General features: G+C 40.8%; 15 protein-coding genes and 2 pseudogenes. 7 read left to right on the forward strand and 10 right to left on the reverse strand.

What is annotated here, in order from left to right:
- Positions 1-244: 244 nt before the first annotated feature.
- The 3 genes from HWQ58_RS26345 to HWQ58_RS26355 form a co-directional block, all read right to left on the reverse strand.
- Complete coding sequence (locus tag HWQ58_RS26345) at positions 245-607, reverse strand: DUF5615 family PIN-like protein (protein ID WP_292869386.1); 363 nt, start codon at positions 605-607, stop codon at positions 245-247.
- Between the two features lie 9 nt (positions 608-616).
- Positions 617-847: a DUF433 domain-containing protein gene (locus HWQ58_RS26350; RefSeq protein ID WP_292869388.1), complete on the reverse strand. Its 231-nt coding sequence runs from the start codon at positions 845-847 to the stop codon at positions 617-619.
- A gap of 136 nt (positions 848-983) precedes the next feature.
- Positions 984-1,172 (reverse strand): hypothetical protein, encoded by a 189-nt coding sequence (locus HWQ58_RS26355; RefSeq protein WP_292869390.1) that lies wholly within the window; start codon positions 1,170-1,172, stop codon positions 984-986.
- Between the two features lie 273 nt (positions 1,173-1,445).
- Between HWQ58_RS26355 and HWQ58_RS26360 the strand changes: the two genes are divergently transcribed.
- Together HWQ58_RS26360 and HWQ58_RS26365 are read left to right on the forward strand one after the other, a co-directional pair.
- On the forward strand, positions 1,446-1,676 hold the full coding sequence (locus HWQ58_RS26360; protein WP_292869392.1) for a type II toxin-antitoxin system HicA family toxin: 231 nt from the start codon (positions 1,446-1,448) through the stop codon (positions 1,674-1,676).
- Positions 1,663-1,881, forward strand: coding sequence for a type II toxin-antitoxin system HicB family antitoxin (locus HWQ58_RS26365; protein ID WP_292869394.1), 219 nt, complete (start codon positions 1,663-1,665; stop codon positions 1,879-1,881). The genes HWQ58_RS26360 and HWQ58_RS26365 overlap by 14 nt, the downstream gene beginning before the upstream one ends.
- On the opposite strand, the gene HWQ58_RS26370 is transcribed toward HWQ58_RS26365, so the two are convergent.
- The 7 genes and pseudogenes from HWQ58_RS26370 to HWQ58_RS26400 all read right to left on the reverse strand — a co-directional run bounded on the left by HWQ58_RS26370 (position 1,878) and on the right by HWQ58_RS26400 (position 9,812).
- Positions 1,878-2,039 (reverse strand): hypothetical protein, encoded by a 162-nt coding sequence (locus HWQ58_RS26370; RefSeq protein WP_292869396.1) that lies wholly within the window; start codon positions 2,037-2,039, stop codon positions 1,878-1,880. The two genes, HWQ58_RS26365 and HWQ58_RS26370, sit on opposite strands and share 4 nt — an antisense overlap.
- Positions 2,040-2,225: 186 nt before the next feature.
- On the reverse strand, positions 2,226-2,981 hold the full coding sequence (locus HWQ58_RS26375; RefSeq protein ID WP_292869398.1) for a hypothetical protein: 756 nt from the start codon (positions 2,979-2,981) through the stop codon (positions 2,226-2,228).
- Positions 2,982-3,321: 340 nt separating this feature from the next.
- Positions 3,322-6,462: a GAF domain-containing protein gene (locus HWQ58_RS26380; protein WP_292869400.1), complete on the reverse strand. Its 3,141-nt coding sequence runs from the start codon at positions 6,460-6,462 to the stop codon at positions 3,322-3,324.
- 121 nt (positions 6,463-6,583) lie between these two features.
- Positions 6,584-6,727, reverse strand: a pseudogene (locus HWQ58_RS26385) (IS4 family transposase); the annotation flags it as partial.
- A gap of 232 nt (positions 6,728-6,959) precedes the next feature.
- Positions 6,960-7,298, reverse strand: coding sequence for a hypothetical protein (locus tag HWQ58_RS26390; protein ID WP_292869402.1), 339 nt, complete (start codon positions 7,296-7,298; stop codon positions 6,960-6,962).
- Between the two features lie 305 nt (positions 7,299-7,603).
- Entirely contained in the window at positions 7,604-9,310 is a 1,707-nt protein-coding gene (gene ilvD, locus HWQ58_RS26395; protein WP_292869405.1) for a dihydroxy-acid dehydratase, read from the reverse strand.
- A gap of 226 nt (positions 9,311-9,536) precedes the next feature.
- Entirely contained in the window at positions 9,537-9,812 is a 276-nt protein-coding gene (locus tag HWQ58_RS26400; protein ID WP_292869408.1) for a hypothetical protein, read from the reverse strand.
- A 361-nt stretch (positions 9,813-10,173) separates the two neighbouring features.
- Between HWQ58_RS26400 and HWQ58_RS26405 the strand changes: the two genes are divergently transcribed.
- From HWQ58_RS26405 to HWQ58_RS26425, 5 genes and pseudogenes are all read left to right on the forward strand, one after another.
- Positions 10,174-10,416, forward strand: a complete 243-nt coding sequence (locus HWQ58_RS26405; protein WP_292869411.1) for a hypothetical protein — start codon at positions 10,174-10,176, stop codon at positions 10,414-10,416.
- Between the two features lie 545 nt (positions 10,417-10,961).
- Positions 10,962-12,164, forward strand: a complete 1,203-nt coding sequence (glf, locus tag HWQ58_RS26410; protein WP_292869414.1) for a UDP-galactopyranose mutase — start codon at positions 10,962-10,964, stop codon at positions 12,162-12,164.
- A 443-nt stretch (positions 12,165-12,607) separates the two neighbouring features.
- A complete protein-coding gene (locus tag HWQ58_RS26415; protein WP_292869417.1) occupies positions 12,608-13,525 on the forward strand; it encodes a beta-1,6-N-acetylglucosaminyltransferase in 918 nt (305 codons plus the stop codon).
- 68 nt (positions 13,526-13,593) lie between these two features.
- Positions 13,594-13,689: pseudogene (locus HWQ58_RS26420) on the forward strand (hypothetical protein); the annotation flags it as partial.
- A gap of 110 nt (positions 13,690-13,799) precedes the next feature.
- Positions 13,800-13,928: a hypothetical protein gene (locus tag HWQ58_RS26425; protein ID WP_292869420.1), complete on the forward strand. Its 129-nt coding sequence runs from the start codon at positions 13,800-13,802 to the stop codon at positions 13,926-13,928.
- The last annotated feature ends 22 nt before the right edge of the window (positions 13,929-13,950 follow it).

Consider the following 13,950-nt stretch of genomic DNA (forward strand, 5'->3'; position numbering starts at 1 on the left):
AGGCGATCGCTTATGCTCAGGTTTGGGAGTGCTTGGAGAATTTCTTTAGTTTCCATATTAATTCAGAGAGCAACTTATATTACTAATGGTAGTGAAATTATGATAAGCGATCGCCTACAAAAATCTCCACAGTGCGTAGGTGAAGCCTGCCGTTCGCGGAGCGTCTCGTAGAGAAGGCATCGCCTGCAAAATCTTCACCGTGCGATCGCTACGGTAAGCTACACTAACAAATAATCAACTTAACTTATATCGGTAATCGCCTTATCCGGAAAGTTTCGTTACTGACAGAAATAATCGCCCCTAGTTCTAAATCTGCCTGACATTCCCTTAAAACTTCTGTCAAACGCTCATTAATTGCGTTGTAATTTTCATTTCCTAATCTAAACAAAATTACACTGGGTAAATTATCCCCACTAGTGGCTAAAAGTTGGGCAAAATCCAAGTCTACAGTTAATAAAATCCTCTCTTCTGTACGAGCTTTCACTAAAATCTGATCATCTGGTAGTTTTTGCAATCCTTCATCGCGCAAATGTACCACATCATAACCAGAACTACGCAACCAAAACACAGTGCGTAGAGAAATTCCCATATCAGCTAAAAATTTCATTTTACTGAATTAAGCGGTTTTGAAGGGATAAACCCGTTCTTGAGTTAACCAAGCTGCGTAAAGTAAAGATTGACGAATATCCTCTAGTTCTAAATCAGGATATTCTTCTAAAATCTCTTCTACAGATTTGCCATTAGCTACCAAATTAACCACCAATGAAACTGGAATCCGCATCCCGCGAATACACGCTTGTCCCGCCATAATGCGAGGATCAAATGTAACTCTTTCCAAACCTAACATAAATTATTTTTTGTAATATCTTCTAGTTTCTCATAAATTTCCTGAGCATAGAGGGGATGCCTCCAGTTCACCTCTGTACATAATTCTTTGAGTTGTGGAAGTCTTCATCTGGATAGTCACAAAAGTCTTCTCCTTCTCAGTCAGAGAATATATCTAATTCACTACCAGGTGCATAGTCTACAATTGCTGTGATTGCGGCTAGTGCTAATTGGCGTTTTTGCTCATCTTTAGCTTGAAGAACCAATTGCAGGGCTGATTCAGCTATCTTCAGGCGATCGCTTATGCTCAGGTTTGGGAGTGCTTGGAGAATTTCTTTAGTTTCCATATTTATTCATAGAGCAACTTATATTAGTAATGGTAGTGAAATTATGATAAGCGATCGCCTGTAAAAATCTCCACAGTGCGTAGGTGAAGCCCGCCAAAGGCATCGCTCTCTTCTTACTCTGTATCCTCTGCATCTCTGTGGTTGGCTAAAAAGAGCGATCGCATAACCTACTTAATTAAAATACGTTCGCCCTAAACTCGTTTTGGAGTATCGCATTCCCCGATTTGCTGTAAGTGCGATATCTTGGGATTAATTAAGCGTCTAGACCTGACAATGCCAAAGAAAATCAGGGAACTTAAACAAATGTTGGTAAGAGCGAATTTTACAGAAATTCCAGGTAAAGGAAGTCATACAAACTGGATACATCCTTTATATGCAGGAAAACTCACGGTTTCTGGTAAAGACAGTTCAGACGCGAAACGCTATCAAGAGAAAGACGTTCAACAAGCAATTCAAGAAGTAGAAGAAAAACAGCGAGAGAATCAAGAAGATGAGCAAATTTAAATATCAAATGCTAATTCAATGGTCTGATGAAGACAACTGCTTTTTAGTCGGATTTCCCGATTTCCCTGGACAGCCTTTTCGGACACATGGCGATACTTATGAGGAAGCTGTTGCAAATGGTGCTGAAGCATTGGAGTCACTGATAATGGCTTATGAAGCCACCGGGGAAGCACTTCCAAAACCGACTGTTTGTAAGGCGGCTTAAATGGGTAGTGCGTTGACAAAGTGACTTGCTTGTTTTGTCTTGTCTAACCTGACTTTATAAGCTAGGCGATCGTTTGCTTTTTCTTGAAATGCGTAGGCAAAGCCCGCCGTACCCCTACGGGGAAGCAAGCTACACGTAGCGTCTGGTAGAGAAGGCATCGCCTCTTCTTCTTTGTGTCTTAATGTCTTTATGGTTCATTAATAAACAATCTGGTAACAGAGAAAAACCAGTTGTAAGACGCAAAAACGTAGTGATGTGATTATACAAAACACCCCACTCCACATTAGCCTCAGCCAAAGTGAAATGAGGTGCTTTTATTATTGGTAATTAAACAGACTTTAAAATTAATCCAATGACTTGCCAGCTTTACTTAAAAGCTTACCCAATCTTTGAATTGGCCCCTTAAATCCCCTTGGGGCTTCAGTTGCAGCTTGTTGAGTTTGTTCACTCAGTTTTGTCAGCACCTCGGCAAAGTCAGCACCTTTAGCGGTTTTGCGCTTCAAGAGTTGCTTAAGTTCTTTAAGTCCATTAGCAACTTCTTGGAGATTCTCGTTTTCAGACTTATGCAATAAGCTGTACCACGTATCAATTGCACCTTGCGCCGCCTCAGGTTCAATTTTAGTCAAGTCTCCTTCAAGGGTTTCTATTACTGATTCTATGTATTCAATCTGTTCGCGGTCTTCCGCCTTACCTAGTGAAACACCTATATTGCGAAGTTGCTTACCCAACTTCTGTAACGGAGTTTTTAGTTCCTTATCAGTATCAGAAGCAACATTACTTGTTTGCTCACCGATTTCAGTTAGCACTTCACCAATTTCATGACCTGTGGCCTTACCGCTTTTCACCAGTTGCTTGAGTTGCTTGAGGTTATCGGCAATTTCTTTGATTTCTGGCTCTTTAGTTTTGTGTAAATAAGTATACCACTCCTCGATTAAGCCAGTGGCAGTTTCGCTATCAAGAGCAGTCAAGTCTCCTTCTAGTGCAGAAACAAGTGAATCTAAATCCAAGTTATCAGCTTTATCAGCTTTTTTAGCTGCTGTGCTTTCTTTCTTGGCAGCAGTTTCCCCTTGTTTACTATTGGGTTTTTGTTGAGAACTCATGGTGTAATTTCCGTAACAAAATTAAATAAGTGTACAGGTATCACTTTATAAATACTCTACGGAATTGCCCTCATTCTTAGGTAAGACTTACGCACTATATAAATCTATAATTATGTATATTAATAGGAATCAAACTTTTCAGACCTTTAGTGAAAGCCTAACGACAAGTAGTATTCACTTTTTCTGTAAGCTTTCCTATAGAGTAGCTGTTCTCGAAACTAGGGGCTGATTGTAGCATAGGTGTAAAAGTACTAATAAATATTTCTACCTTTGAGCGAAATATAAAAAAATTATCGTCGTCTGACAGTGCTGTGTTGGGCTTAGAGTTCTTCTAGCTAACTCACAGTTTGCTCGGAATTTGGATACAGAACTCAGAGCCATTACCAGGTTCAGAAACATACTTGAGTTGACCGCCGTGTTTTTCTACAATAATTTGGTAGCTAATAGATAACCCCAAGCCAGTGCCTTGTCCAGGTTGTTTGGTGGTAAAGAAAGGTTCAAAAATGCGCGATTGCACAATCTCTGAAATTCCACAACCATTGTCAGCAATCGTAATCAGAACAGTATTCCCTTCTATGATTTCTGTACGTATGCAAATTTTAGGATTATTAATTATTTTTCCACTAGTTACTGAGTTTTCCAGTGCATCGATTGCATTGTTGAGAATATTCATAAACACCTGATTCATCTGGGCTGCATAGCAGACTACTGGGGGCAATTCACCATATTGCTTAACTACCTCAATGGCAAAAGAATTAGTTTGTGGTTGCAGGCGATGTTGTAAAATTAGCAAAGTACTGTCGATACCTTCATGAAGGTCAACAGGCTTCATTCCTGCTTCGTCAAGTCGAGAAAAACTTCGTAACGACAAGATTAATTGAGAGATCCGCTCTGCCCCCATCTTCATGGAAGTCAGAATTTTGGGCAAGTCATCACTAATGAAATCTAAATCCACTGCTGCTATTTGCTTTTGAATTTCTCCTGTTGTTATAGGATACTGTTTCTGATAAAAGCGCAGTAATTTAAATAAGTTTTCGCTATGTTCAGTAACATAAGTGATGTTGCCATAAATGAAACTGATCGGGTTATTAATTTCATGTGCTACACCAGCAACTAACTGCCCTAAGCCCGCCATTTTCTCACTTTGAATTAACTGGCTCTGAGTGTGCTGTAATTCTTTAAGAGTCTGGGTCAGCTCTTCTTTTTGATGTTGAGTTTGTTCGAGTAATTCCGCTTGCTGAAGTCCTACCCCTAACTGAGTACCGATCTGCATCAGCAAATCTACCTCATCTTCTTGCCAATCACGGGGTTTAATATTTTGATAAGCTGCTAGTAATCCCCAAAGTTTCTCACCTTGAAAAATCGGCACAATCATATATGCCCTAGCCTCCATTCGTTCAATCAAGGCAATACAAGGAATAGAATCATCTGTGCTGTAAATATCCTTAATGACCAGAGTTTTACCATTAGCAAAGTTTCCTACTTGATTTTTTTGCAAGTAATCATCTGCATGGGCGTAGCCCGTCGTAGACATCGCGGGTACAATTTTCTTTACTGATGTCCAACCTTGGGCTAAAGACTCAGCAACAAATTCGCCACTCCAATCAGCTCGGAATCGATAGATTGTCACTCGGTCAACTTCTAATAACCGTCGGACTTCTTCTGTACTAGTAGCAAAAATGGTGTCAATATCAAGAGAGTGGCGGATTTTCTCTACGGTTGCAGCCAGGGCCTTCTCTCTTTCGGCTGCTTTCCGTTCTCGTTCGGCGGCTTGAGCCAGTTTTTGGGCTTGCACCTGCATCTGTGTCAAGGATTCAGCTTGCTGTAATGCTACTCCCAATTGAACGCCAACTTGTGCTAGCAAGTTGATTTCTTCATCTTGCCAATAACGAGGCTGGGAGTTTTGATAGGCTACTAACAATCCCCAGAGTTTTTCGCCTTGAGAAATTGGGACAAAAACTTCATTACGTGCATATTTACCTGCTTGTTTTCCTTGCACAAGTACGCGTTCTGTCACTGGCTGCGGCTTAACCATTGGTGTCCAGCCATCAACGATGGAATCAGCCACAAATTCCCCACTCCAATCAGGATAGAAGCGATAAATTGCGACTCGTTCCACTTCTAATAGCCGACGAACTTCTTGAGTAGTGGTTTTAAATATGGCTTCAATTTCAAGAGACTGACGAATTTTTTCTACTGTGTGCGCCAACGCCCTTTGCCTTTCAGCAGCTTTACTGATATCTGCTGCTTGGATTTGCATTTGTTGGATAAATTCTGCTTGCTGCAAAGCTACACCTAGTTGGGTGCCCACTTGAGTAAGCAAGTAAACCTCATCTTTTTGCCAATCACGATATTCAGCATTTTGGTACGCTGCTAGCAAGCCCCAGAGCTTTTGACCGTGGTAAATGGCAACGATCGCATAAGCTCTTGCTTGATATATCTCTAAAATTTTAATGTAGCAGTCACTAAAGCCTGAATTGTAAATGTCATTACAAATTCGATACACTTCACACTGAGTGAAGTTACCACCCTCTGTATCTTGTAAGTAGGTATCAGCGACTGGGGGGTTAGCTAAATCTTTAGTGCTACATTCGCTGACGTTCTCTTTCAATTCTGGCCGTTGCGACTGTCTCTCTATAAGGGAAACCCAACCCTCTGCGACTGATTCAAACACGAATTCACCACTCCAATCGGAATTGAAGCGATAAATAGCCACGCGATCGGCATTTAGTAGCTGCCTAAGTTCTGCGGTGGTTGTGTGAAAAATACTTTCCAAATCGAGGGACTGACGAATTTTCTCAATGGTAATGGCTACGGTTTTCTGCCATAGGGCTGCTTTTTCTCTGGCTTTTGCTTGTGCTAGTTCTGCTGATTGTAGTTTGACTTGTTCCAGGAAATCTGATTGCTGTAAAGCAACTGCTAGATGTTCGGCGATTAATTGCACAAACTCAATTTCTGATGCTTCCCATTGTCGAGGATTACCACACTGATGAATACATAACAATCCCCATAAATCTTTACCTTTGATCAAGGGGGCAGTTATATTGGCACGTACTTGGAATTTTTCCAGAATCTGGATGTAGCAATCACTAGCATTAACTTGATAAATATCAGCTATTGCTCTAATCCGACCTTGCTGATACAAGTGTGCGAACTCTTCGCTAAAGCAGTGGTCGCACACTTTGGCTGCTAATGCCGAATTCCATTCTGTTGCTACATCTTCGTAGATAAATTCTCCTTCCCATGCCAAATCAGGATAAAAACGAAACACGCTAACCCGATCGCTTTTCAGAAGTTGGCGAACTTCAGTGACTGTAATTTTGAAGATAGTTTCTATGTCTAGAGACTCCCGAATGCGGGCAATAACTCTAGATAAGGCTTTTTGTTGCTCATTCTGACGCAAGGAGAATGTCACGTCTGAATAAGATTCTTGCGGTTCTGAATTTGGTTGTGTGGGTTGAGTAGTAGAGGAGTTTTCCATTCCCAGTGGAACTTTAAATATTGAAAGTCTTCTATTTCATGATTCCCGTTGCGATCGCAAAGGTAACAGTTATTTCCTGGGAATGTCATAAAAAACAGTCTAGGGACACGATAGTATCCTTTTGACTCAATCTCAGGGGTTTAAAACTCAGAGGCGATAGCAATGTGTAGATTTTTTGCTCTATTTCCTCTATTGGCGGCATCGGTACTTGTTTTTGCTGCCGCAGGTCTGGATTTCCTGTTTGCGCTGGTCGTTTTCTTGCCATGATGTATCTCTAAGAACATCATTATTCATGTTCCTAGATTACATCTTTTGCTTACTTTTTGCTTAAGTTGACACCAATGGATAGTATCGCGTCCCTACGGGTGTACCTCACGCAAACAAAAATGCTATATATATTACTTTGTTAATTAAGTAATTATTCTGAATTTAGCAGAGGACATATTGTTGACTTGCCCTGTTAGAAGTAAGAAACCTTTTTAAAGTCGGATGAGTATTCACTCCAAACTAATTTTCCACAACCCATCTAGCGGATTAGACAGTTGGAATTGATTATCATTGCTACCGAGCCAATTATTGTCATACACCAACCCAACACTGAATGTTCTATTTAGAGGATATTGTCCTAGTTTTCCAAAACCTTCAATATTCTTTGAGTCAGCGATCGCTTGCTGGTTCAACTGTATAGTTGTTTGGTTGCCGTCGTCAAAGTAAATTGTGGCTCGTTTGTTGTGAAAGCGCACCTGAACTTTGTAGACTCCACCAGTTGCATAGTAATAAGCTCTAGCAGGCAGCTTTTGACCATCAATATTTTGTCCTTTAAGCTCAACTGCCATAGCAGGACTGCATAGCAGCAACAGGACTGGCAAGATTAACCCTAAAACTTTCATTGGTAGTAACAAACACTTTCAATCAACTATTTCTACTTTAAAACATAAGTAGAGCGACTTAAAAAAAGCAGACTATGTGAAGATAAGTAAATACGGGTCGTGATCGCAGGAAAAAACAAGAAGCATACATTTCCGATTTTGACATCCAGCGATCGCTAAAAGATGAAATAAGTTTCACAGCCAATGCTAGAAAGTCGTCTTTCCATACTCTTGTAGAGAGACGCGATATATCGCGTCTCTAACCTTACTCCCTACTCATGAAATAAATCCAAGTCTGTGACAGCACCAACACTACTAGAGGAAACTAACTTAGCATATTTTGCTAAGATGCCTTTTGTATAACGGGGTGGACGGGGTTGCCATTTAGCGCGGCGACTAGTTAATTCTGCATCAGAAATGTTGATTTGTAACAAGCGAGAATTAGCATCGATAGTGATGCTATCACCTTCTTCGACCAGAGCGATCGCACCGCCAACGGCGGCTTCGGGAGCAACGTGTCCAACTACCATCCCGTAAGTACCGCCTGAAAAGCGTCCATCAGTAATTAACCCGACTGCATCACCTAAACCCGCACCAATAATTGCTGAGGTGGGTGCTAGCATTTCCCGCATACCAGGGCCACCTTTGGGCCCTTCATAACGGATGACAATCACATCACCGACTTTAATCTTACCTGCAAGGATGGCATCTAAGCATTCTTCCTCGGAATCAAAAACCCGTGCAGAACCGATAATGCCGGGATTTTTTATCCCTGTAATTTTTGCTACTGCTCCCTCTGTAGCGAGATTCCCTTTGAGGATGGCTAAATGACCTTGGGCATACATCGGGTTATTCCAAGGACGAATCACATCTTGATTGGTGGGTGGTTCATCGGGGACATCTGCTAAAATTTCGCCGATGGTTTTACCTGTGATGGTGATACAGTTACCGTGAAGTAATCCATGTACCAATAGCATTTTCATCACTTGGGGAATACCACCAGCTTGATGTAAGTCTGTGGCGACATATCTACCACTGGGTTTTAAATCACATAAAACAGGGACACGATCGCGGATAATTTCAAAATCATCTAGATTAAGTTCTACACCAGCCGCACGAGCGATCGCCAGAAAATGTAACACGGCGTTAGTTGAACCACCCACAGCCATAATTACAGAAATAGCATTTTCTATAGATTTGCGCGTGATAATGTGCCGGGGTAAAAGTTGATTACGAATTGCTTCTACTAATACCTTGGCTGATTCTTCGGTGCTATCGGCTTTTTCATCATCTGACGCCGCCATTGTGGAAGAATAGGGTAAACTCATGCCCATCGCTTCAAAGGCCGAAGACATAGTATTGGCTGTGAACATCCCACCGCAAGAACCAGCACCAGGACAAGCGCGGCGTTCTAATTCCATCAGTTCGGTGTCGTCAATTTTACCAGCACTGTATTCACCCACAGCCTCAAAGGAACTCACAACAGTCAAGTCGCGACCCTCATAGTGTCCGGGTTTAATTGTCCCACCGTAAACAAAGATAGCCGGGATATTCATCCTTGCTATTGCAATCATTGCCCCTGGCATATTTTTATCACAGCCACCGATGGCAATCACGCCATCCATACTTTGACCATTACAGACGGTTTCAATGGAGTCAGCAATCACTTCTCGTGACACTAGGGAATATTTCATCCCCTCAGTTCCCATCGAAATCCCATCACTAATAGTAATTGTGCCGAACATTTGCGGCATTGCCCCAGCTAGTTTAATTCCAGCTTCAGCGATGAATGCTAGTTTATTAATCCCCATGTTACAGGGAGTGATGGTGCTGTAGGCATTAGCCACACCGACAATTGCTTTTTTAAAGTCTTCATCTTGAAAACCTACTGCACGCAGCATAGCGCGATTTGGCGATCGCTGTACTCCTTGTGTGACAACTTTACTTCTAAAATTATCTGAGGTTGTTTTTTCACTCATTGCTCTGGCCTCAATCAAATCTCTGTACGAGTATGATATGTAGCCTTTTTTGAGATGTCCAATATATATTTATTTAAAATTGAGACCTATAAAGTATCAAAAATATGGGACTATGACACCTGCGCTACTTCATTGCTGTAGCTGAGGAATTACATTTCAGCAGGACTTACACAAACGTATAATTTTATTCAGCAATAAATCGAATGGCTCTCTGCGTTAATATTACTCACCCGCAGAAATTATCAACCCTCAACTCGCGCCACACATCAGACGGTTGCCAGCCAGAGTTACCAACAGAGCGCAAAGGGCGATAATCTTCCCAGGTGTAGTCCGATTCGGATGCTTCGATGTACACAGGTGGATTTGGTTCAACCACCGATTCAGGAATATCTCGACTCTCAGGCATCTCAATGGGTTCAGTCGATGATGGAGTTACTTCTGTTTTCTTGCGAATTGGGTTAGAGGTTTTTTTGATGAGTCGTTGCATATTCATAGTCATCATTTGGCTCTCCACAAGGTAGGATATCCCAGAATACAGTAAGTTATCAGAAAATCCGAAATATTTTGTCGAAAAATTTCATCAAAAATTCCATACTAAAAGATAATCGTTCACAGAATCTGACTGGAAAGTGCTGTTAGCGGTAGCGGGGCGTTTAGCCCGTGCTGTTAGCGGTAACGCTCTTTTGGTTCTACCGCTCCCTTTATGTAAAAAAAATAAATAAGACGAATAAAACAAAATAAATATATAAAAAATAAACACCTGAAAGTCTTGCTATGTAACCTTTTTTAGCATTGAGAATTAAGTGCGATCGCTAACTAGTATCTAATCAGAATAGCATAAATTAAATTCGGGGGTGCTAATAATGACATTAGCTATTGAAAAAATTCTGAATATACCAGGAATAAAGGTATTAAATTGTCAGGAATTTGAAGGTATAGGAATAATTATAGAAATCGAGGCAGAAACGAATTCTTGTAGTTGTCCTAAGTATGGGACTAGAAGTCAAAGCATATACCAAAACCACTGGCACATAGTTCAAGATTTACCAAGCCCCGTTGGGGCGGGTGTGGGGGTGTGGGGTTGCATGGTGGTAGGGGATATCTAGCCCCAACCACCCGCATGAGTCAAAAGCCCAGCTATAAGTTGGGCAACCGTGAAGTCCTTTAATCTCAATCCAAAGGACTTCACCTTACACTCTTAAACCCTTACACCCTTACACCCCTAATGAACCTGGAGCGGCAAAACAGTATTACTCCGAATAAATCGCCGTCAGTTTCGATGTAAAAAGTGTCGTAAAGCCGAAGCGTGAGAATTTAAATTTTGCAAAATTTAAATTGGTATTGTCCCCAATTGTGTAAAAAGGCGCTAATTTCCTAAAAGCACGAAATGAGAAATTTGTACAGTACCTAAATCCTATTTATAACAAAGAGGTAGGAGGATAAGAGTAAAAATGATTATTTATGAGATTATTATACGTTGTTAACGTATTTAGTATTGATAAAAGCATCATACTTAAGAAAAAAACATGACGTATTTAATACTCATTAAGATAGATATTCACGCGAAAATAAACCAGTATTTTATTATTAATTCTACAAAGTATTAATTGTACCAATTAACAACAAATTAACAACAAAAATACGTCAAGCTATGATAAAACTGATTGACTCTGCCATTGCAGCCCGTGATAGTGAAGACAAAGTTAACTCAAAAAGTACAGATGATAAACAAGCAGCAAATATCATTACCAGAGAATTTGTCTTCGATTACTTAATTGTCGGCGCTGGTTTCTCTGGTAGCGTTATTGCTGAACGTTTGGCAACTCAGTCTAGTAAAAAAGTGCTGGTTGTAGATAAGCGCAACCATATCGGTGGCAATGCTTACGATCATTATGATCAACATGGCATCCTCGTACACAAATACGGCCCCCACATCTTTCACACCAACTCCCGTGAAGTCTTTGAATATCTCTCACGCTTTACTCAATGGCGGTCTTACGAACATCGCGTCCTTGCAAGTGTAGACGGGCAACTTGTTCCTATTCCTATCAACCTCGACACCATCAACAAGCTGTATGGTATGAATCTCAATTCCTTTGAGGTAGAGGAGTTTTACAAATCGCTTGCTGAACCAATAGAACACATTAGCACTAGTGAGGATGTGGTAGTAAGTAAAGTTGGTCGAGTACTGTATGAAAAGTTTTTCCAGGGTTATACCAAAAAGCAATGGGGACTCGACCCGTCGGAACTTGATAAATCAGTAATTGCCAGAATTCCTACACGTACTAATCGTGACGATCGCTATTTTACTGATACCTACCAAGCGATGCCCCTACACGGCTTTACGCGGATGTTTGAGAATATGCTTAATCACCCGAACATCAAGATAATGCTCAACACAGATTATCAGGAAATTGAAAAAGCAATACCTTGTCGCGAGATGGTTTACACGGGGCCTGTTGACGAATTCTTTGATTATCGCCACGGCAAACTACCATATCGTTCGCTTGATTTCAAGCATGAGACGCACAACACCACTGTGTTTCAACCAGCGCCAGTAATTAACTATCCCAATCAACACCTTTATACTCGTGTTACAGAGTTTAAATATTTAACTGGTCAGGAACACTCTAAAACTAGTATTGTTTACGAGTTTCCGAAACCTGAGGGAGACCCTTATTATCCTATACCGCGTTCTGAGAATCAGGAAATTTATAAGAAATATAAGGCGCTGGCAGATGAAACTCCAGGGATCTATTTTGTGGGACGATTAGCAACCTACAAGTACTATAACATGGATCAATGTGTCGCTCAGGCTCTGTCTGTGTATAAACAAATCGCGGTCAAGGCTTAAATGATTCGTAATTCGTGAGGGAGTCGGAGTCTTGGTGAGTCCACTTGCCGTCTTGGCGCTTTGCGTCGTTAGCGCAGCGTTAGCGAGTCTTCTCCCTTGGCAGTTAGCCTCTCCCTTTGGGAGAAGCTAACGCCAAGGGCGAACGAGCGTCTGGCAAAGTGGCGAACCCGTTAGCGCAGCGTTAGCGACGAAGGAGCGTCAGGGCGGTTCCCGTCGAGTCCGAACTCCCGTTAGCGAGCTTGCGTACTCTGTAAGAGTTGCAAGCTACGCGCAGCGTCTCGTAGAGAGCGTCACCCGAAGGGTAATTCCGAGGGGGAATCGTAGCTTTTGCGTCCCGTGAGGCAGGCGATCGCATTCCTGCTGGTGCAAAGTGCGATGTCTACGACGGGCTACGCCTACGCACCACAACAAAATTTAGAAAAGTAATACTTCTTGATTAAAAAATGTCTAATTATCCGAGTAATGCCATAGGTTTTATCTTACTAACTCATAATAAGCCTTTACAAACTTACAGGCTAATTAATAAGTTAAATAGTATGTTTAATTATCCTCTAATTGTGTGCCATCATGATTTTTCAAAATCTGATTTATCTGTAAACAGTTTGTCAAAAAATGTTTTATTAGTACGCCCTCACATAGAGACGAAGTGGGCAGATTTTTCTGTTGAAGAGGCTACAGTGAAGGCAATTAAAGTAATGTACGAAAATACAGAACCACCGGATTGGTTTGTATACCTTAGTGGAGCAGACTATCCTATTAAAACTGCAAGAGAAATATTAGATGAGCTAACCTCAAGTTCATATGATGCTTATGTTGAGCATGAGCAAATCACATACGAAAATTATATATCTGATGTAATACCACCAGATATGTTGTGGCTAAAAAATTCCTATCAAAGATACTGTACGAAGTCGTTTTCTTTTCAGTTTTTAAGAAAATACTTTGCTCAACTGAATATAGAAATACGCTTAGAACATCCTTTATTAACGAAACCTTTTCTTCCTTTTTCAAAGAAACTTGCTTGTTTCAGTGGAAGTCAATGGTTTAGTGCCAATCGCAAAGCTGCTGAGTACATTATCGATTTCCACGAACAAAGAAATGCCGTAACCTTACATTACAGTCAGGTCAGGTATACAGAAGAGGGGTATATTCAAACTATACTTGGTAATTCACCTCACCTTAAACTAAAAAATGACTGTCGGCGATATGTCGATTGGTCAACTGGAGGCCCTCATCCAAAAATATTACTTACGGAAGACCTGCCAAATCTGCTTGCATCATCTGCTCATTTTGCTCGGAAATTTGACATTGATATAGATAGCAATATTCTCGATGAACTTGATAGAATTACATCTGAATAGGCATCAAAATGCAGTTAACAATTGCTTCAGAGAAGGTGATGGCAGAGCAAGCAAAGCAATTAACTCAGCGCAGTTTAGAACCAAGCGATACAAGAACTCATCGAATATTTTTAAACAGCAACCAAATGCAGCGCATTTATTTGGATGAGTTAGGCACTCCCAATACTCTTTCGCCATTTTTATAATTTTAGATTGCGAGCTTTATTCAAGTGGCATTTTAATATGAATTATTCATAAAGGGAACGGTAGAACCAATGATATTTTAGTGATTCTGATGGCACAGGTATTAAAAGAGCTTTCTGTATATTATCAGATTGATACTGCCTTAGATTGGCTGGAAGAACATAAGAAGGAAGTTATAGATGTGGTCGAGGGAATAGATTTTAAATACAAGAATGTTTAACAAATATTGCACTTTGTGCTAT

It is taken from the genome of Nostoc sp. LPT, from assembly GCF_017115165.1.
GTDB lineage: Bacteria > Cyanobacteriota > Cyanobacteriia > Cyanobacteriales > Nostocaceae > Nostoc.